Annotated in this window: 11 protein-coding genes; 4 read left to right on the forward strand and 7 right to left on the reverse strand. The window is 32.4% G+C overall.

What is annotated here, in order from left to right; translation table 11 throughout:
• Window positions 1-60 precede the first annotated feature (60 nt).
• Genes PW52_RS07045 through PW52_RS07055 form a run of 3 tightly spaced genes read right to left on the reverse strand, consistent with a single transcriptional unit; the run spans window position 61 to window position 5,481 of the window.
• A complete protein-coding gene (locus PW52_RS07045) occupies window positions 61-1,803 on the reverse strand; it encodes a peptide MFS transporter (protein ID WP_044632205.1) in 1,743 nt (580 codons plus the stop codon).
• Window positions 1,804-1,815: 12 nt separating this feature from the next.
• Complete coding sequence (locus PW52_RS07050) at window positions 1,816-3,216, reverse strand: peptide MFS transporter (protein ID WP_044632206.1); 1,401 nt, start codon at window positions 3,214-3,216, stop codon at window positions 1,816-1,818.
• A gap of 27 nt (window positions 3,217-3,243) precedes the next feature.
• Entirely contained in the window at window positions 3,244-5,481 is a 2,238-nt protein-coding gene (locus PW52_RS07055; RefSeq protein WP_044632207.1) for a S9 family peptidase, read from the reverse strand.
• A gap of 152 nt (window positions 5,482-5,633) precedes the next feature.
• Here PW52_RS07055 and PW52_RS07060 point away from each other — a divergent pair, with 152 nt between their 5' ends.
• The gene (locus PW52_RS07060; protein ID WP_044632208.1) at window positions 5,634-6,953 is read left to right on the forward strand and encodes a hydroxymethylglutaryl-CoA reductase, degradative; all 1,320 of its coding nucleotides are present in this window, start codon (window positions 5,634-5,636) and stop codon (window positions 6,951-6,953) included.
• A 2-nt stretch (window positions 6,954-6,955) separates the two neighbouring features.
• The gene (locus tag PW52_RS07065; RefSeq protein WP_044632209.1) at window positions 6,956-7,861 is read left to right on the forward strand and encodes a GYDIA family GHMP kinase; all 906 of its coding nucleotides are present in this window, start codon (window positions 6,956-6,958) and stop codon (window positions 7,859-7,861) included.
• A gap of 142 nt (window positions 7,862-8,003) precedes the next feature.
• Here PW52_RS07065 and PW52_RS07070 read toward each other — a convergent pair whose 3' ends face one another.
• The 4 genes from PW52_RS07070 to PW52_RS17085 form a co-directional block, all read right to left on the reverse strand.
• Window positions 8,004-10,814, reverse strand: coding sequence for a M16 family metallopeptidase (locus tag PW52_RS07070; RefSeq protein ID WP_044632210.1), 2,811 nt, complete (start codon window positions 10,812-10,814; stop codon window positions 8,004-8,006).
• Between the two features lie 151 nt (window positions 10,815-10,965).
• Window positions 10,966-12,306, reverse strand: coding sequence for a RagB/SusD family nutrient uptake outer membrane protein (locus tag PW52_RS07075; protein ID WP_044632211.1), 1,341 nt, complete (start codon window positions 12,304-12,306; stop codon window positions 10,966-10,968).
• A gap of 11 nt (window positions 12,307-12,317) precedes the next feature.
• Entirely contained in the window at window positions 12,318-15,827 is a 3,510-nt protein-coding gene (locus tag PW52_RS07080) for a SusC/RagA family TonB-linked outer membrane protein (RefSeq protein ID WP_082050856.1), read from the reverse strand.
• A gap of 150 nt (window positions 15,828-15,977) precedes the next feature.
• A complete protein-coding gene (locus tag PW52_RS17085; RefSeq protein ID WP_052823411.1) occupies window positions 15,978-17,135 on the reverse strand; it encodes a FecR family protein in 1,158 nt (385 codons plus the stop codon).
• 93 nt (window positions 17,136-17,228) lie between these two features.
• On the opposite strand from PW52_RS17085, the gene PW52_RS07090 reads away from it, so the two are divergent.
• Both PW52_RS07090 and nagB read left to right on the forward strand, forming a co-directional pair.
• A complete protein-coding gene (locus PW52_RS07090; RefSeq protein ID WP_044632213.1) occupies window positions 17,229-17,804 on the forward strand; it encodes an RNA polymerase sigma factor in 576 nt (191 codons plus the stop codon).
• Between the two features lie 358 nt (window positions 17,805-18,162).
• Complete coding sequence (gene nagB / locus PW52_RS07095; RefSeq protein WP_044632214.1) at window positions 18,163-20,100, forward strand: glucosamine-6-phosphate deaminase; 1,938 nt, start codon at window positions 18,163-18,165, stop codon at window positions 20,098-20,100.
• Window positions 20,101-20,135: the final 35 nt, after the last annotated feature.

Here is a 20,135-nt window from a genome sequence, read left to right on the forward strand (position 1 = left end):
AACTTACAAAAAATGCCCCTTAAAAGGAGCATTTTATTCTATTTTTTATGATTTTATCGATTAACGAACACCATGCATTAGCTTTTTTATGATTGGTTGAAATACGATTGAAATCACACCTACAGCAACAGACACTATTGTTAACAACCAAAAGAAGTAACTAATACCGTTCTCGTCGGCAATTTTATCTACGTTTTCACCAAATACTCCAGCACCTTTCATACCAATAGCAACGGCTAAATACCAAACTCCAAACATAAAAGCTATCATTCTTGCTGGCACTAATTTACTAACATAAGATAACCCAACCGGAGAAATACAAAGCTCGCCCATGGTGTGAAATAAGTACACTAAAATTAACCAAATAATACTAACCGAAGCTGTTTTAGCTCCTGGCTCAATACCCGCAGCTCCAAAGGCTACACAGGCCATTCCTAACCCTAATAAAAACATACCAATACCGTATTTAACATTGGCAGAAGGATTGTATTTACTTTCCCACCATTTTGAAAACAACGGTGCTAATGTTATTATAAATAACGAGTTTAAGCTCGCAAACCAAGAGGCCGGAATTTCTAAATTTTCACTATTAAATTGATTAACTAGCATCCATATAGCAATACCCCAAACAATAATAAAACTTAAGCTTAAAACTAAGTTTGCCCACTTATATTTAGCAAAAGTTTGTTTAAAAAGTAAAATTAGTACCCATGAAATAATACCTAAAGGCACAACCACTAAACAGGTATTTACAATTCTAAAAATATTCGCCGAGGCACCATCTAAAGATCTATCGGTATAATCGTTTGCAAAAATAGTTAGTGTTCCTGGAGATTGCTCGAAAATAGCCCAGAAAAACACCGAAAGTAGCGCGAAAAATGCAACTGCTATTAATTTATCTCTGGTTATGGAAGAATATTGTGTAAAGCGATAAACTAGTAATACTAAAAACAATCCTAATGCCGTTAAAATGGCTATATTATTGCCTTGCTCTCCTAAAAAGCCAAATACATTAATTGCGCCATCGGAAATTGTGGTTGCTGGCGCATTAATAATCCACAGTAACCCTAAAGCTACCATAATAAATATTAATATTAATTGCCATGTGGTAAATGGTACACGTTTATCGGTATCTTGAGCTTCAATAGAATTGGCATCATTCTTTACAGGTTTTAATCCTATTTTTCCAAATATATTTTGAGCCAACCAAAACTGAATTAACCCAAAAAGCATGAACACTCCTGCCAAACCAAAGCCTAAGCTCCACCCCACTTGTTCACCTAAATAACCGCATAAAATAATTCCAATGAAAGCACCAGCATTTACCCCCATGTAAAATATAGTGTAGGCACCGTCTTTTTTCTCGGGTCTATCTTTATACATTTCGGAAATAATAGAAGTCATATTAGGTTTAAAAAAGCCGTTACCTATTACCAACAAACCTAAACCTAAGTAAATAGACCAAGGCGTTTCTATAGCCATTGATGCGTGACCAAGCGTCATTAAAAGAGCACCTACTAAAACGGCATATCTAAAACCTATAATTTTATCGGCAAAATAACCACCCATCATAGTTGATAAATATACCAAGCCTACATAAGAGCCAAATAAAGCCATAGCATGCTCTCGCGGCCAGCCCCAACCTTCATCGAATAATGAAGCGGTTAAGAATAACACTAAAAGTGAACGCATGCCGTAATATGAGAAACGTTCCCACATTTCGGTAAAAAACAATACAAATAATCCTGATGGATGACCTAAAACGGTGCTTTTAAAAAATTGATCGGTTGAATTTTGAGCCATGTTTTTTTCTTATTATTGTTTATCTGCTATCTCAAATCCTTCTGCTTCTTTTGTACTGTAATCAACCTCATTATCTTCTGCGCCATGAGTTAATTTCTTTAATTTCTTTAAAAATAAAAATACCAAAAGCGCAAAACCAATACAAAAAATAGCTATTCCTGTAAATACTTTAAACTCGCCGAAAACCGAAGAGGATTCTCCTAATAAACCTGCTGCTTTATTTCCTAAACCTGTTGTCGCAAAATAAATACCCATCATAATAGAAGCATATTTTGCTGGAGCTAATTTTGTAACAAATGAAAGTGAAACTGGAGATAAACACAACTCACCAATTGTATGAAATAAATAAGCTAATACTAGCCAAATCATCATAGAACTTCCAGTTGTATCATATTCGTTTGCTGCTGCCGACATAAATAAGAAACCTACACCTGTAATACCCAAACCAACAATCATTTTAAAAAGCGAAGAAGCCTCTGTTCCTTTTAATTGTCTCTTAGACCAAAATCCTGCAATAGCAACACCTAGTGTTATAATAAAGAAAGAGTTTAAAGATTGAAACCAAGTTGCTGGAACTTCCCAACCTAATAACATTCTATTAGTCTTTTCTTTCGCATATATATTCATTAAACCTCCTGCTTGCTCAAATGCAGCAAAGAAAGCTATGATTAAAAGGAAAGAGATTAAAAGTACCACTACTCTATCTTTTTCAATTTTTGTTAATGGTCTTTTATAATCTTCTTGATCTTGTACACTTTCAGACTTACCTAAATAATTACCTACGTGAACTAAGTATTTTTGTCCTGCTAAAAATTGGATTAATCCTAAAACCATTAAAATTCCTGCTAAACCAAAGCCATAATGCCAACCATGAACCTCGCCTACATAGCCTACAACTAAGCCTGATAAAAAAGCGCCTACATTAATGCCTATATAAAATATTGTAAATCCTTTATCTCTTCTTACATCGCCTTTTTTGTAAAGCCCTCCTACCATTGTAGATATATTAGGTTTTAAACACCCAACTCCTAAAATAATAAAACCAAGACCTGTATAAAACGCCCACATAGCTTCTATAGCTAAAACACTATGACCTATAACTAGCAGTACGGCGCCTACAATTACCGATTTTTTTTGACCTAAATATCTGTCGGCTAAAAATCCTCCAGGAATAGACATTATATAAACCAATGCAGTATACCAACCATATAGCGCTAAAGCTTCACCTTGCGACCAACCAACACCCGGATTTTTCCCTGTAGTTTCTGATGTTAAGTATAACACCAATAAAGCACGCATACCGTAATAAGAGAAACGCTCCCACATTTCGGTAAAAAACAAAACATAAAGCCCTTTTGGGTGCCCCCATAATTCTTCTTCATGAGGCCTTTTAATGGTTGTTGAATTCGTCATAAATATATTTTGATAGTTAGTTAATTTTTATCTTTTAATATTCGATTTGGTTTTTATTTCTTCTGGTTTTTCGTCTTTTATTTTATCACCTAAATTTTCATCAATAAAACTGGTCATTTTATTATATAAATGAAGTCTAGTATTCCCACCATAAATACCATGGTTTTTATCTGGATACATGGCCCAATCGAATTGTTTATTCGCTTGAATTAAAGCTTCAGTTAATCGCATAGCGTTTTGAGCATGCACATTATCATCGGCAGTTCCATGGACTAAAAGAAAATCGCCTTTTAACTTATCTACGTGATTTATTGGCGAATTTTCGTCGTAACCAGATGGGTTTTCCTGTGGGGTGGTCATATAACGTTCTGTGTATATAGTATCGTAAAAACGCCAGCTAGTTACTGGTGCAACAGCAATAGCCATTTTAAAGACATCGTTTCCTTTAAATAAGCAATTACTACTCATAAAACCACCAAAACTCCAGCCCCAAATTCCTATTCTGCTCGCATCAATATATGGTAATTCACCTAGTTGTTTAGCCGCAGCTATTTGGTCTTCAACTTCATATTTTCCAAGTTCATTTTGTGTAACCTTTTTAAAATTGGCTCCTTTAAAACCTGTCCCTCTACCATCAACACAAGCAATTATATATCCTTTTTGGGCTAACATTTGGTACCAATAATCGTCTGCTCTATTCCAACGGTTTGCCACTTGTTGCGATCCAGGACCAGAATATTGATACATAAAAAGCGGATACTGCTTATTTTCATCAAAATTGGCAGGTTTTATCATCCACATATTTAAATCATTACCATTTACATGAATGGTACTAAATTCTTTTTCTGAGGTTTTATATTCCGAAAGTTTTTGCGCTAATATATCGTTATCTTTTATGCTCTTGATTAAATTTCCTGATGATGCACTATTTAAAGAATACTCTGGCGGTGTGGTTGCGCTAGAAAAAGTATTGATAAAATACGAGAAATCGGCACTAAACGAAGCATTGTTAGTCCCTTCACTTTTTGTTAATCGCTTTTTGTTTCGTCCGTTAAGCTTAATAGAATATACATCTCTGTTGATAGAACCATTTTCTACCGATTGATAAAAAATAACTTTTTCTTTTTCGTCATAACCATAATAATCGGTTACTTCCCAATTTCCTTTTGTAACTTGGTTAATTAATTTGCCTGTTTTACCGTAGTGATAAATGTGGTTATATCCGTCTTTTTCACTAGTCCAGATAAAACTGTTATCCTTTAAAAAGGTTAAGTTAAACGTTACGTCAATATAAGCTTTATCGGTTTCGGCTAAAACTAAGTTCGATGTGTTTTTATCCGTATTAATCATCCATAAATCCAATTCGTTTTGGTGACGATTCATGTATTGTGCACTTAAAATATCGGCTTCGTTAGTCCATTTTATTCTGGGAATGTAAAAATCGTTATAAGTTTTATCAACCTCAATGTTGCTCACATTTTTATCGTTTAAATTATAAACATGGAGCGACACTTTTGAATTTGCTTCACCAGCTTTAGGGTATTTAAATTCTTGTTGGTCTGGATAAAGCGTTTCACCATAAACATCCATTGAAAACTCAGGGACTTCGGTTTCATCAAAACGAATAAAAGCAATTTTGTTACTATCTGCATTCCAATCAAAGGCACGTACAAAGCTAAATTCTTCTTCGTAAACCCAATCGGTAATACCATTTATAATTTCATTTTTCTTGCCATCGGTTGTTATTTGAAATACTTCGCCTGTTTCTAAATTTTTATAAAACAAGTTATTTTCATGTCCATAAGCTAAAAATTTACCGTTTGGAGAAAAGGTTGGTTCTTGTATTTTATAATCGGCAACGGCGTTAAGCGCTTTAGTTTTTACATTATAAACGTAATAATTACCTAATGATGAACGACGGTATATAGACTCTTCGTTTGTTGCTAACAATACCATAGATTCATCTTTACTAAAGGTATAATCAGAAAAATATTGAATCGCATCTAAATTAGCCGAACTTACTAAAGTTTTAACCTTTTTAAGCGTTTTATAATCGTAAATATCGATTGAAGTACTACGCGTTGCCCTGTCAAAATCTAAAACCGAATATTGCTGTCCGTTCGACATGGAATGTAACGCATCCATATATTCTGTAGCAAAGGTTCTGTTTTTCCAAATGTCTTCAAGAGTAATTTCTTTGATTTGCGCAATTGTAATTGAAGATATAAAAACGCAAATCCAAAAAGATAATTTTAGGTGTTTCATTAAAAATGATGTTTAATTTTCAAAATGAGCCCAAGTTTACTAAAAATTCTGCAAAAAACAGATAACATTAACACTTTAATAAGAGGCTTCTATAAATTAAATAATTAAAACTAAATGAAGAATACTATCTTTGTGCTGCAACTTAATACCTTATGAGTAAATCTATTTCTGGTTTTTCGAAACTATCAAAATCAAAAAAAATTGATTGGATTGTTAACACCTATTTTTCTAATACAGATGATGCCAAACGCATTTTAAAACAATATTGGAATAACGACGAAAAGCTGCAACAACTGCACGACGAGTTTATTGAAAACACCATTACTAATTATTATTTACCGCTGGGTGTGGCACCAAACTTTTTAATTAACAATAAATTATATACAATTCCAATGGCAATCGAGGAAAGCTCGGTTGTTGCTGCTGCAAGTAAAGCTGCAAAATTTTGGATGGATCGAGGTGGTTTTAAAACTAAAGTGATTTCTACTACCAAAATTGGACATGTGCATTTTTTGTTTCGTGGTAATTTCGATAAGTTAAAAACGTTTTTCGATAGCATAAAACCAAAATTTTATTCCGAAGCCAAAAGCATCACCCAAAATATGGAAAAGCGCGGTGGTGGCATTTTAGATATTGAATTAAGAAGTAAAACCGAAGAGTTAAACAACTACTACCAGCTACATGCCAAGTTTGAAACACTCGACGCTATGGGTGCTAACTTTATAAACTCTTGTTTAGAACAGTTTGCCAAAACTTTAAAAACTGAAGCCCTAAATTACGAAGGGTTTACCCAAGATGAAAAACAAATTGAAGTGGTAATGAGTATACTCTCGAATTATGTTCCTGATTGTTTAGTGCGCGCCGAAGTAAGTTGTAAGGTTGATGAATTAACCCAAAAAAACATAGATGGTAAAGCTTTTGCTGAAAAATTTGTGCAAGCCGTAAAAATAGCAGAAATTGAAACCTATCGTGCCGTTACTCACAATAAAGGCATTATGAATGGTATTGACGCTGTAGTTTTAGCTACTGGTAACGATTTTAGAGCCATTGAAGCTGGTGTTCACGCTTACGCTACTAAAAGTGGTGCATATAGCAGTTTATCGCATGCTAAAATTGAAAATGGTGTATTTTCTTTTTGGATGGAAATTCCGCTTGCTTTAGGAACTGTTGGTGGGTTAACAGGTTTACACCCATTAGTAAAGTTAGCTTTAGAGATGCTTCATCATCCTTCTGCAAAAGAATTAATGCAAATTGTGGCTGTTGCAGGATTAGCTCAAAATTTTGCTGCGCTACGTTCCCTTACAACAACAGGTATTCAACAAGGCCATATGAAAATGCATTTGATGAATATTTTAAATCAATTTGAAGCTACAGAAACCGAAAAAAACATACTCAGCAAGCAATTTGAAAACCAAACATTAACGCACAGCGCTGTTGTTTCGGCCATTGAAAACTTACGTTCTAACAACTAATTATGCAAGAGTTTTATAGCAACGGTAAATTACTTTTAACAGGCGAATATGTGGTTTTAGATGGAGTTACTGCTTTAGCCGTACCTACAAAATACGGGCAATCGCTTACAGTTGAAAATATTGAAGAGCAAAAGTTAATTTGGGAAAGTTATAATCACAAAAACGAATTATGGTTTAATGTTGAGTTCGACCTGCTTCAACCATCTACAGAATGGCATGCTACCAACGATATTTCTAAAAGACTAATTCAAATTTTAAATGCTGTGAAGCAGTTAAATCCTGAATTTCTTAACAATAAACACGGTTTTAAAGTGGAGACACATCTCGATTTTCCAAATAATTGGGGGCTTGGAACATCGTCAACCTTAATAAACAATATCGCTCAATGGGCTAAAATTGATCCGTTTAAACTTTTAGAACTTACATTTGGAGGGAGCGGGTACGATATTGCTTGTGCAAAACATAATACAGCAATTACCTTTACCTTAAAGGATAAGAAGTCAATAATAAAGCCAATTATTTTTAATCCCGATTTTAAGTCATTCCTTTATTTTGTTCATTTAAACCAAAAACAAAATAGTCGCGATGGTATAAAGCACTACCGCAAGGAGAAGAAAAATTCTATATTTGAAATTGATTTTATTAATAATGTTACCCAAAAAATTATAGCTTGTAACAACTTTGACGACTTTGTAGAATTAATTGAACTTCATGAAACGTTTATTGCAAAAATCACGAACCAAGTGCCGGTAAAAAATAAACTCTTTAGTGATTTTAATGGAGCAATAAAAAGTCTTGGGGCTTGGGGTGGCGATTTTGTTTTAGTGGCTTCTAGAGACAATCCTACTGATTATTTCGACCAAAATAACTACTCGACAGTTTTAAGCTACAAAGATATCGTTCTTTAGGTCAATTTTCGTCATTAGATTACTTACCTTTAGCGCCTCAAAACAAGCGCTCGTCGAAATTTCCTAATTTACAAGTAAGATTTTACAATTTAAACTCAAAAAACTAAATATCCTTACGGATATTTAGTTTTTTGAAAAATTATTATTGTTTAGTTTTTTCAGGCATCAAAATAAATTCTGCATAATTCTCTGAATTGAAATATTTTTTTGCTGTTTTTTTAAACAGATCAGAATCTATGCTATCAATCTCTTCTTCGTGATGTAAAACATCTTCTAAATTTAAATTATACTCATAAATTGTTTTTAGTTTAGAACTCCAGAAATTATTATTTTCTAAAAACTGTTCGTAGTTAGTTAGTTCTGCTTGTTTTATTTTATTTATATAATTTAAAGATGCTCCATTAGTTTTTATGTCTTCTATTTCTTCTAAAGTCTTAGCAATTAATTTTTCAACATTTTCTGGATCACAAGTAAAACGAATAGCAATTCTATACCATTGATACGGTTTATTTGAAGCAAAAGAGGAAACTCGAACTCCATAAACTCCAGACATTTTTTCTCTTAATTCCTCTGTTAATTTAATTTTTAACAACTTAGCTAATAAACTCAAATTCTCCTTTTCCTCTAAAGAGAAATCAATATTACCTGTAAATCTCAAATCTACAGTACTTTTATCACTTATTCCCTTGTAAAACACCTTTCTCCCTACTCCCGTTGCGTATCGTAACCCTGTATCTTTTGATTTACTTTCAACGTTTATATTAGCTGGTAAACTACCAATGTATTGTTCCACTAAAGGTTTAAGATGTTCAAGTTTAAAACTACCTACAAATATAAATGTAAAGCCATTTGCGTTTGAAAAACGACTTTTATAAAAATTGAATGCTTCATCTAATTGTAATTCACCTTCAATTTGATCAACCGTTAAAGGCATTGCACGTAAATGACTATTGGTAATATGTTTTGCAATTCCTTTTTCAAAATAAGCCCCGGGACTATCATCTTGATTTTTATAAACCGATTTTAAACTCTCCTTAAAGGCGCCAAACACATTTTCATCTTTATTAGGATTTGTAAAATACAAATGAACAAGCTGCATCATGTACTCTAAGTCCTTTGAAGAACTTGAACCAGAAAATAAATCGTCGTAATAATTAATTCTAGGAGATACTTTTACTGTTTTCCCCATGCTTAATTTTTCTAAATTAATGTTAGAAATGCCATTAACCCCACTCTTACTAATAATATTACCAGCATTTCGAGCTGAAACATAAATAGAATCTGGCGCTGTTGAGCTCCCTCCAGATCGGAAACCACTCATTGAAATTAAATCGTTTTGAAATGTTGTTGGTTTTACAATTATAGTAATTCCATTTGCCAATTTCCAAGTCGTTACGTCTACCTCTTTATTGTAATCGGTAGCAACAATACGTCCTTGATTTGGTGGTGTTTCTAATAATTTTACATTAGATAATTTATCAACATAAGGCTCTAATTCTAATTTTTTCACTTTATCAATTAAAGCAATAACTTGTTCGTTTTTTGGTGTATTAACACCTTCTTTTTGTACAGTATTTACCACAATTGCCATATTATCATCTCTCACCCATTTTTCACTTATAGCATTTACATCTGCTACGGTAATACTTGGTAATATGTCTTTGTAAAAGTTATAGCTAAAGTTATCGCTAGGTATTGGTGTTTTACTAGTAAAATTATCTATATACTGCTCAACGTAATATTTATTCGAGAGCTTACCGTCTTCTTTTCTTCGAATATCAGCATTGTTTAAAAAGAGCTTTTTGTAACGCTTAAGTTCTGATTCTGTAAAGCCATATCGTTTGGCACGTTCACTTTCTATTAACAGCCCTTCTATACCATTTAAAAGTTGATTTTCTTTTAAAGAAGCTCCTAAAAAATAACTATCTGTAGTTGCTAAAAAATTTCCAATACCGGCTTTAGCAGATAAAAACGGGGCATTAGGTTGCACTTCTATTTCAGATAGTCTTTGACGTAACATTCCTGAATATAAACGCTGTAAAACAACTTGTTTTAAGTCGTTTAACGTGTTTACCTCATCTTCAAGTCTCTTAACATAAATAGACACTTTTGAACCTGTAGCTTCTTTATCTGATTGTACAGTTACTGCTGGCTTATCATTATTTGGTATGTTGTAATATAATCTCTCTCTTGGCTTTTTAGTTGATTTAATACCACTAAATGTAGTTTTTATTTGCTGTTCAATTTGTTCTAAATTAAAATCACCAACAAAAACTAAAGCCATTAAATCTGGTCTGTACCAATCGTTGTAAAAACGCTTAAGCGCACTATATTTAGCATTTAAAATGACGTCGAGTGTCCCAATTGGAGCGCGCTCTGCATACCTTGAATTATTTGTTAATACAGGTATAGATTGGTAATACATTCTAGAACCTACACCGTTTCGTGCTCTAAGTTCTTCGGCAACAACACCTCGCTCTTTATCTATTTCTTCATGATCGAAAGTTATACCGTCTGCCCAATCTCTTAAAACTTGTAAACTTGTTTTTAGGGTTTCGTTATCTGTTGGAACAGATAGCTTATAAACCGTTTCATCAAAACTTGTATGTGCATTTAAGTCGGCACCAAACTCGACACCAATACTTTGTAAATAATTTATAAGTTCATTTTTTGGAAAATGTTTTGTACCATTAAAAGCCATATGCTCTATAAAATGAGCTAACCCTAGCTGGTCTTGATCTTCAAGTATTGAACCTGCTTTTAAAACCAAACGTAGTTCTGCCTTATTTTTAGGTTTTGCATTTCGCTTTATGTAATAAGTTAAACCGTTTTTTAGCTTTCCTATTTTAATAGAAGGATCGTTTGGAATATTATTTTGTAAATTATTTTGAGCCGAAATATTAAAGCTTTTAAAGCTGAAAATGATGGCTAAAATGACTACTATTTTTTTCATTATAATTAAGTCTTAATTGTATTAAATATTAAAATTTATGATACTTGGGAGTCCCTTTGAATAAGTTGAAAACGCAAAGAATAGGGCTTTAGAATTCTTTAATAGTCTAAAGCCCCTTTAAATAATAACTAAATCAAATTATTTAACTCTTTTAAAAGTCTAAATACCCTGGATTTTGTGGTCCGAATTCTAGGTTAGTTTGTAATTCGGCTAAAGGAATTGGTAATATATATTGGTCTGAACTGGTTACAGCATCTTTTAATGTTTCAATTTTCCCATGACGAATTGCTGCAAACCAAACCGCTCCAGATTCGAAACAAAGTTCTTTTACATACTCATCGAAAATTAAATCTAACAATTCTTGCTGATTGGTATATGCTAGTTCTGGCGCAGAACCTCCATAAGCTCTATTTCGTAATACATTTAAAGTATTTTCAGCATCATCTAACAAATTTAAACGTGCTTGACATTCTGCTTTTATTAAATACACCTCCGCCAAACGCAAATAGTTTGTAGGACCTCCAGAAATTTCGGTTGTAAATATTTTTTTCAGCCTCAAGTTACTTGTATCATAACTATTTTCTTCACGAGGGTCGTTTTCTAAATAACTTTGTAACCAAGTAGATGTTTTTGGTAACGTTTGATAATAGTAAGAAAATTTATTTGATTGTCCTTCACCAACAACTCGACAAAAAATAACTTCACTATTTGCTTCACCATTAATAAATATATCTTCAAAATTAGGTTCAAGACTTACATCTCCCGAATTAATTACCTCATCGGCTAGTGAAATGGCTTCGGTATAATTTTCGTTTCCTCCCATATACAATAATACATTTGCCTTAAAAGATTTAGCAGCTAAACTTGACGCATAATAATTATTGCTAAAAGTGGTGTTTTTTTGAATACTCATATCCAAATCTGCTAAAATAAAATCGTAACATTCTTGTACTGTTGAACGTTGTTTCTGGCTATTTTCAACTGTCGATACAACATCTCTTAAAACAATGCCGTAAGAACTAGATAAATCAAAAAATTGCCCAAAGCTTCGCAATGCTATGTAATGTCCAAATGCACGCATAAAATAAGATTCACCTAATATTCTATCTTGCTCTGTTTGAGACACTCCTGCATTATTTGTTACAGCTGCAATTGTTGCGTTTGCTGAATTTATGATATAATAAGGCCATTCGTAAAATGTATTTAAAGTTCCATCTTCCGGACTAATTACATTACTGGCAGCCTGACCAAAAATAAATGTGGCATTTGTAGTGGTTAAAGATCCATCTAAAAAAGGAAAACTTAGCTCAAGGTTTTGACCATAAATCCAGTTTAATTGAGTATAAATCCCAATTAATGACGTTTGAGCACTTTTATCGTCGGTTACCAACTGGTCTTCGAACAAATAATTTTCTGGTTGCACATCGAGTGCGTCGTCGCAAGAATAGCTTAACACACTTAAAATTATAATTAATATTATTTTATTTTTCATGTTTTTTTGCTTTAAAAAGTTAACCTTAAACCTGTTATTAATTGCTTGCTTACAGGATATTTATTGCTATCGATAGGATTTCTAAAACTTGCAATGTTTGTAAATTCAGGATCGGCACCAGGATATTTAGTAAACGTAAATAAGTTAGTTCCTGTTAAATATAAATACAGACCTTGTATTTTTAATTTATCTAAAACATCGTTACTAAAGTTATAACCTAAGGTTATATTTTTTATACGTAAATAATCGCCTTTATGCACGTATAAGCTTGACTGTCTGTTATTTTGATTTGAAGTAGAAAGATTAGTTCTATAAACAGCTCTTGGGTATATGGCATCAGTATTATCTGGTGTCCAGCGGTCTAAAGCTAAGGTTGGTTTATTCCCTTGTTCGTTTAAAGTTGTATAACTAAAGGCATTCTCTCCAGCCTTCCAGTAAATATCGTTACCCAAACTATAATTTGCGAAAATATTTAAAGTCAAACCTTTGTAATTAAAGTTTGTATTAATTCCTCCAAAAAAATCAGGTTCAATACTACCAATACTAGTTACATCACCACTTGATGTTGAAGTGCTCACTTCTCCATCGCCATCTAAATCTGCAAAATAAACATCTCCAGGACTTGTTGTTGAGGATTGATAAACACCATCTGGCGCATTGTTATTTAATGCATCGATTTGTTCTTGATTTTGAAAAAGGCCATTTGCAACAAACCCTCGAATTAACCCCAACGATTCACCTTCTCTTAAATACAAACCGTTTAAATAAGTACCTCCAAATTCGTCTAAATAACTAGTATTTAATTTTACTATTTTAGAGTTTGCTGTAGCAGCATTAAAGCCAAAATTCCATTTAAAATTTTTCTTATTTACAAGATTAAAATTTAAAGTAAGTTCGTAACCATCGTTTTGAGTATCTCCTAAATTTGAAATAACGGTGTATAATCCACTTGACGATGGTAACTCTGTTTGATATAATACATCCTTTGTATCTTTTTGGTAATAGGCTACTTCTCCTTTTATTCTGTTATTGAACAAAGCAAATTCTAAACCTAAATCTTTCTGTGTTGTTACTTCCCATTTTAAATCTGGATTACCAATACGCACCGGCACTACTCCTGTATTACCGTTATAAACTCCTAAAGTACTATTTAATGCTCCATATAAGCTAAACGACTGATTAGGATCGAAGGTTACATTACCCGATTGTCCTGTACTTGCTCTCAATTTTAAAAAATTAACGGCATAAGCATTATCCATAAACTTTTCGTTATGAATATTCCATCCTAAACCAACAGATGGGAAAGTAGCCCAACGTTTATTTGCCCCAAATTTTGAAGATCCATCTGTTCTACCCGAAAAGTTAATAACGTATCTGTTATCGTAATCATAAATAAATCGAGAGAAAAAGGATATTAAATTACTGCGAGTAATTGATTCTTGAGCCGATAAACTTTCACCAGCATAACTAATACCTGTAAGCGTATCATCGTTTGGAAAGTTTTCACCATACAAACTATTCGTTACCGAATTTTCGTTTTGATAAGTACTTCCAACTAAAATATTAAAATTACTTTTCGCTAACGAAAAATCGTAAGATAAAGTCCCTTCTACAGTTGGGTTTATCGTATTTCTGTTTATCAAATTTCCTTCACCGTTGGTTGTAGAACCACTAATGGTATAACTTGGATAAAACGAATAACTTTCGGCATCAATATATTGTAAAATACCTGTAGTTTTTAGTATTAAATTTTCTATAGGCTCATACTCTAAAGTAAAATTACCAGCTAAAGAAAATGTTGTTGAAGTTATACGACGCTGAGAAGACGATAACGGGTTATAAATATCTCCTATACGTGCAATTAAATTACCATCCTCATCATAAGGTGTAACATCTGGTCGCAAATAGGTCGCCGCTTCAAATGTGGCAAAAAGACTATTTAAGGCTAAATCACTTTTTACTCTTCCTAAATTAATATTAGAAGTAAAGGACAAATTGTCTTTCAACTTTTGTGTTAAACTTAAGCTATAAGCATATCTTCTTAATTCATCTCCTTTTACACTGCCATCATCACTTTGTAAACTCAAAGAAGAATAATAAGAACCTTTATCACTGCCTCCACGAACGCTAAATGCGTAATTACTAGTTAGTGAAGTATTCCTTACTACTAAATCTTGCCAATCTGTATTTGTGTTTAAATCGACTTCGGTTCCAGCTAAAATACCTTGACCAAAACTATCTGAAGTAGGCACTACTCCACCAGATTCAACATAATTATTGATTGCATCTTCATAAAGTGATTTGTACTGGCTAGAATTTAAAACATCTATATTTTGTACCAAATTAGCACGTTGCGTAACCGATAATTCAAATTGTGGCTTCGATAAACCGCTACCACTTTTAGTTGTTATAACTATAACTCCGTTCGCTGCTCTTGAACCATAAATAGACGTAGCTGTTGCATCTTTTAACACCGAAATGCTTTCGACGTTATTAAAATCTAGAAAACCTAAATCGTTGTTAAATCCTTCATTTTCTAGGGTTGTAGATTCGTTATTACTTAACCCGTCTATAAATGATGCATAACCTGGAATCTCAACAGACGGAGAAATAGGAACACCATCTACTACATAAAGAGGCTGGTTAGTACCTAAAATAGAAGAACTTCCCCTTACCCTAACTCTAGCCGCTGCACCAGGCTTACCACTTGGAGAACTTACTTGTACACCTGCTACTTGACCTTGTAATGCTTGATCTACATTAATAATTGTCCCTTGTTGTGCTAAGCCTTCAACGTTTACTACACCTACCGAACCTGTTAAAGCTTCTTTTTTAATTTTACCATAGGCGACAATTACTGTTTCATCTAAACCAGTTACAGCTACTTTTAATTGTACGTTAATTTTGGAAACATTATTAATAACAACTTCTTGAGTTTCGTAACCAATATAAGAAACAACCAAGGTTTTAGCGTTCTGAACAAATGGTATTGAAAAATTACCATCAAAATCGGTAGTAACACCAGAGTTTCGACCTTTATAAACAATTGTTGCTCCCGGTAAAGGCATACCGCTTTCATCGGTTACCTTACCTGTAATAGGCGCTTGTAATACTTGTTTAATTTTGGCTTTTAAGCTATTTATAACACTTTTTTCTTCGGTGTTTTTAACTATAATAATTTGCTCGTTAATAAACTCGTAATGCAATTGTAATTTGCCAAAAATCCGGTTTAAAATATTTTTTAACTGCTCTTGATTTGAGGTGATATTTATTTTTTCATCCTTGAAGAAAACATCCTTCTCGTATAAAAACTTGAATTCTGTTTTAGTTTCAATTTCTGTTAAAACCTCCTCAATAGGCATGTTGTTACAGTTTAATGTAACTTTTACATTTTGAGAGAACGAATTATTTGCTTGTATTTGAAATAAAGCAAAAAGTAAGAGAATGTAAGTTAGCTTCATCTTTAAACTTAACTCAGGGATATACAATAATTTATCGATCCCTGTAATGAATTTTTTCATACTTTTGGTTTGTATTATGTGTTAGACATGTTCTATCACTTATCTATAGCCAGAAGGTGTTGCAGCACTTTCTGGTTTTTTTATTTTAAGTGACGAGTTATTTTTTTTGAGTTTTGATTAATTAGTTTTTTTAAGTCATCTATTATTATTTTATGGGTTAATTATAATTTTATCTTCATTAACTGTATAAGTAAAACCGCCAGAAACACTAAGACTTTTTAATACTGCATAAATATCTTCAACATCAAACTTTGCGGTAAAAATGCGATCATTTAATGCTTTGTTATTATTTATAAAACTCACATTATACTGACGCTCTATTTTTTTAAGAATACTTTTAAATGGCACCTCGTAAAGTATAAGCTCACCATTCATCCATGCAGTTCGTGATTCCAAATTAGACGAACTCACTTTCGCCTCATTTGTTTCTTTGTTCCATATAGCTTCTTGTCCAGGTTTTAAATTTATCGACTCGGAAGGATTATAAATTACACCTTTTTTAAACATCGCTATCGAACCTTCAACCAAAGCTGTTGTTATATCAATATCTTCCTTATAAGAAGACACATTAAACTTTGTTCCTAATACTTGAATATTTGCAGCATTTGCATTAACAACAAAAGCGTGATTTTTATCTTTGGCAACATCAAAAAAGGCTTCACCCTTTAAAAATACTTCCCGACGCTCTCCTTTTATAAATTTCACAGGATATTTTAAAGATGACCCTGCATTTAAATGTACCATAGTTCCATCTGAAAGATTTACCTCAAAACGTTTACCATAAGGCACATTAATTGTATTATAAATAAGCTCATCTTTTATGGCATGCTTATTATAAGCCAAAGTATTACCAGATTGTACACCTATATGCTCTCCAGAATTAGAGCTTATTAAAGTTTCTTTAGTTAAATCAAGAGTTTTAATCGCACCATTACCTAAAACCAAGGTTACATTTTCATCTTGAATTTTTAATTGGGTATCCGAATTATAAAATCTAGTGAACAAAACCCCTCCAATTGTTAAAAACACAACCAAAACAGCAGCAATTTTATAAAAATTAGCAAAAGTTCTACTACGTTTTAAAGTATATTTTTCTTTTTTAATAACTTCTAAAACGTTTTTCTTAATATTTTGATTATCATAATTTTTAATAGCATTTTCTATTAAAAAGTTGGCTTTAACAAAAGCATTGAACTTTTTTAAATTATCTTGATTTTCTAGCCATTTTGATAGCTCTATCAATTCATCTAAAGTTGCTTCTTTAGATAAATATTTAACTATTATATTTGATTTTGATTCAGGAATCATTTTTAACACACTTTTATATTAACACGAAGCTTAATCACAATACCCTAAGTTTTTTTCAACATTTTTTTAAATTTGCCTAAGAAAATCTATAAAATGTCTGATTTTTCAGAAAATAACGCAAAACTCATACTTGCCTTAAAAGTCGGTAAAACAAATGCTTACAGTTATTTAATTGACTGTTATAGTAATAAACTATTAATTTATGCTAATTCGCTTTGTAGTAATCCAGATTTGGCTCAAGATATTGTGCAAAACGTTTTTATAAAAATTTGGCAAAAACGAGATAAACTAAAAACAGAGATAGATTTACAAGGTTTTTTATACAAATCTGTTTATAATGAGTTTATCGACCAGTATAGAAAAATTAAATCTCAGACCTCTTTAGAAGAAAAATATATTGCTGCAATAAATTTAACAATTGAAGAAACCGACGAGTCAAATTTAAACGCACTAATAAATTTAGTAAAACAAGAAATAAACAATCTACCACCAAAATGTAAAGAAACGTTTATTTTAAGTAAAGAAAACGGTTTAACAAATAATGAAATTGCAGACCATTTAGGTGTTTCAATAAAATCTGTAGAAGCACATATTACAAAGGCTTTCTCAATAATTAGAAAACAACTATCTACAAAAATTAATAATGTATTGTTTTTAGTATTTGGTTAATAGCCAAAATTATTAATTACTAAACTTTCACTAATTTAACAGAATAGGAAACCATTTATATAATATTAACTTTTCTTAGTGTAGAGCAATAAACAAACCTTTATACATTGCTAAAACTTTCTAGTACTGCAAAAACAAGAATAACCTTTAACATTCACGCCGCATAAAGCGCAGTAAGTAAACCAAGTACACTAAATCTAATAAATTACTTTGGGTGATGTTATTCAAAACAATATATTAATATAATAAACGAAACCTTTAGCGTTTATGAAATGCTATTAGTCGAAAAATTATGTACTAGTTAAAATTCTTCTAGTACTTTTATTTTATCATAAATTTTAAGGCATTTATATCAAAAATGATTAGAGAGCAAGTAACCCATCAAGAAAACGAAAAAATTAAATTTAAAGAAGCAGGTAAATTTGAAGATACACGCTATGAAAAAATTCATAATGTTATTTTCGATTCTTCACTAGAAGCTTCAAAAATTGTTGCGCAAGAAATTGCTAATTTAATTCAATTAAAACAAGAACTTAACGAGCCTTGTGTATTAGGTTTGGCTACTGGTTCTTCGCCAATAAAAGTTTATGAAGAGCTAGTAAGACTTCACAAAGAAGAAGGCTTAAGTTTTGCCAATGTGGTAACTTTTAATTTAGATGAATATTACCCTATGGATAGAAGCAACATACAAAGTTACTTCTATTTTATGCATGAGCATTTATTCAATCATGTTGATATTGATCCTGAAAACATAAATATTCCTGACGGAACCGTTAGCGCAAACGAGCTAAGACAATTCTGTGTAGATTATGAAATGAAAATTAAATCTTACGGAGGCTTAGACTTTCAATTATTAGGTATTGGTCGTACAGGTCATATTGGATTTAACGAACCTGGTTCGCATTTAAACTCTGGTACACGAAGTATAACTCTAGACCACATTACTCGCGTGGATGCAGCCTCTGCCTTTTTAGGTATAGACAATGTGCCTAGGAAAGCCATTACGATGGGTATTGGCACAATAAAAAATGCAAAACGTATTGTTTTATTAGCTTGGGGTAATAATAAAGCTGAAATTTTACAAAAAGCCATTGAAGGAGAAATAACACCAAACATTCCTGCAACCTATTTACAGGAACATAACAATACAACCTTTGTTTTAGATAGTGAAGCTTCTTTAGAGCTTACTAGAGTAAAAACACCTTGGTTAGTAACTTCTTGTATTTGGGATGATGAATTAAAATTAAAAGCTGTGGTTTGGCTTAGTGAATTAACTAATAAACCTATATTAAAATTAACCGATAAAGATTATAACGATCACGGCATGTCCGGTCTTTTAACTGAAGAAGGTACAGCATACGACTTAAACATAAAAATGTTTAATAAATTACAGCATACCATTACAGGATGGCCAGGTGGAAAACCAAATGAGGACGATAAATACAGACCAGAACGCAGCACACCGGCCAAAAAACGAGTTATAATTTTTAGTCCACATCCAGACGACGATGTTATTTCTATGGGAGGTACTTTCGATAGATTAGTAGAACAAGGGCACGAAGTGCATGTAGCTTATCAAACTTCTGGTAACATTGCAGTTTCTGACGAGGAAGCTTTAAAATTTGCCGAAGTAGCTTCAACTATAAACCCGAATGCAGGCGAGTTTAACAGTATCATAGAATTCTTTAAAAACAAATCTAAAAACGATATTGATTCCGTTGAAGCAAGAAGATTAAAAGGTTTAATACGAAGAAGTGAATCTGTAGCGGCCACTCGTTATGTAGGTGTTCCTGATGACAACGTTCACTTTTTAGACCTTCCGTTCTACGAAACTGGAACCGTTAAAAAAGGGAATTTAACCGATGCGGATATTAAAATAATGTGCAATTTAATAGAAGATATTAAACCTCATCAAATTTATGCCGCTGGTGATCTAGCAGACCCGCACGGTACACATAAAGTATGTTTAGATAGTTTATTTGATGCCTTAAAAATTCTTAAAAAGGAACCTTATATGGATGATTGTTGGGTATGGCTTTACCGTGGCGCTTGGCACGAATGGGAACCATATCAAATAGAAATGGCCGTACCTATGAGTCCAGATCAAGTACTTAGAAAACGTCACGCTATATTTTACCATCAATCTCAAAAAGATGGGGTTATGTTTCAAGGAGATGATAGCAGAGAGTTTTGGGTACGAGCAGAAGATAGAAACCGCCTTACGGCAACAAAGTATAATAATTTAGGTTTAGCAGAATACGCCGCGATAGAAGCGTTTAAAAGGTATTATTTTTAAATACAACCCTTAAGAGCATTTTTTTAGTTTTCATT

Source organism: Neotamlana sedimentorum, assembly GCF_000943565.1.
Taxonomy (GTDB): Bacteria; Bacteroidota; Bacteroidia; order Flavobacteriales; family Flavobacteriaceae; genus Neotamlana; species Neotamlana sedimentorum.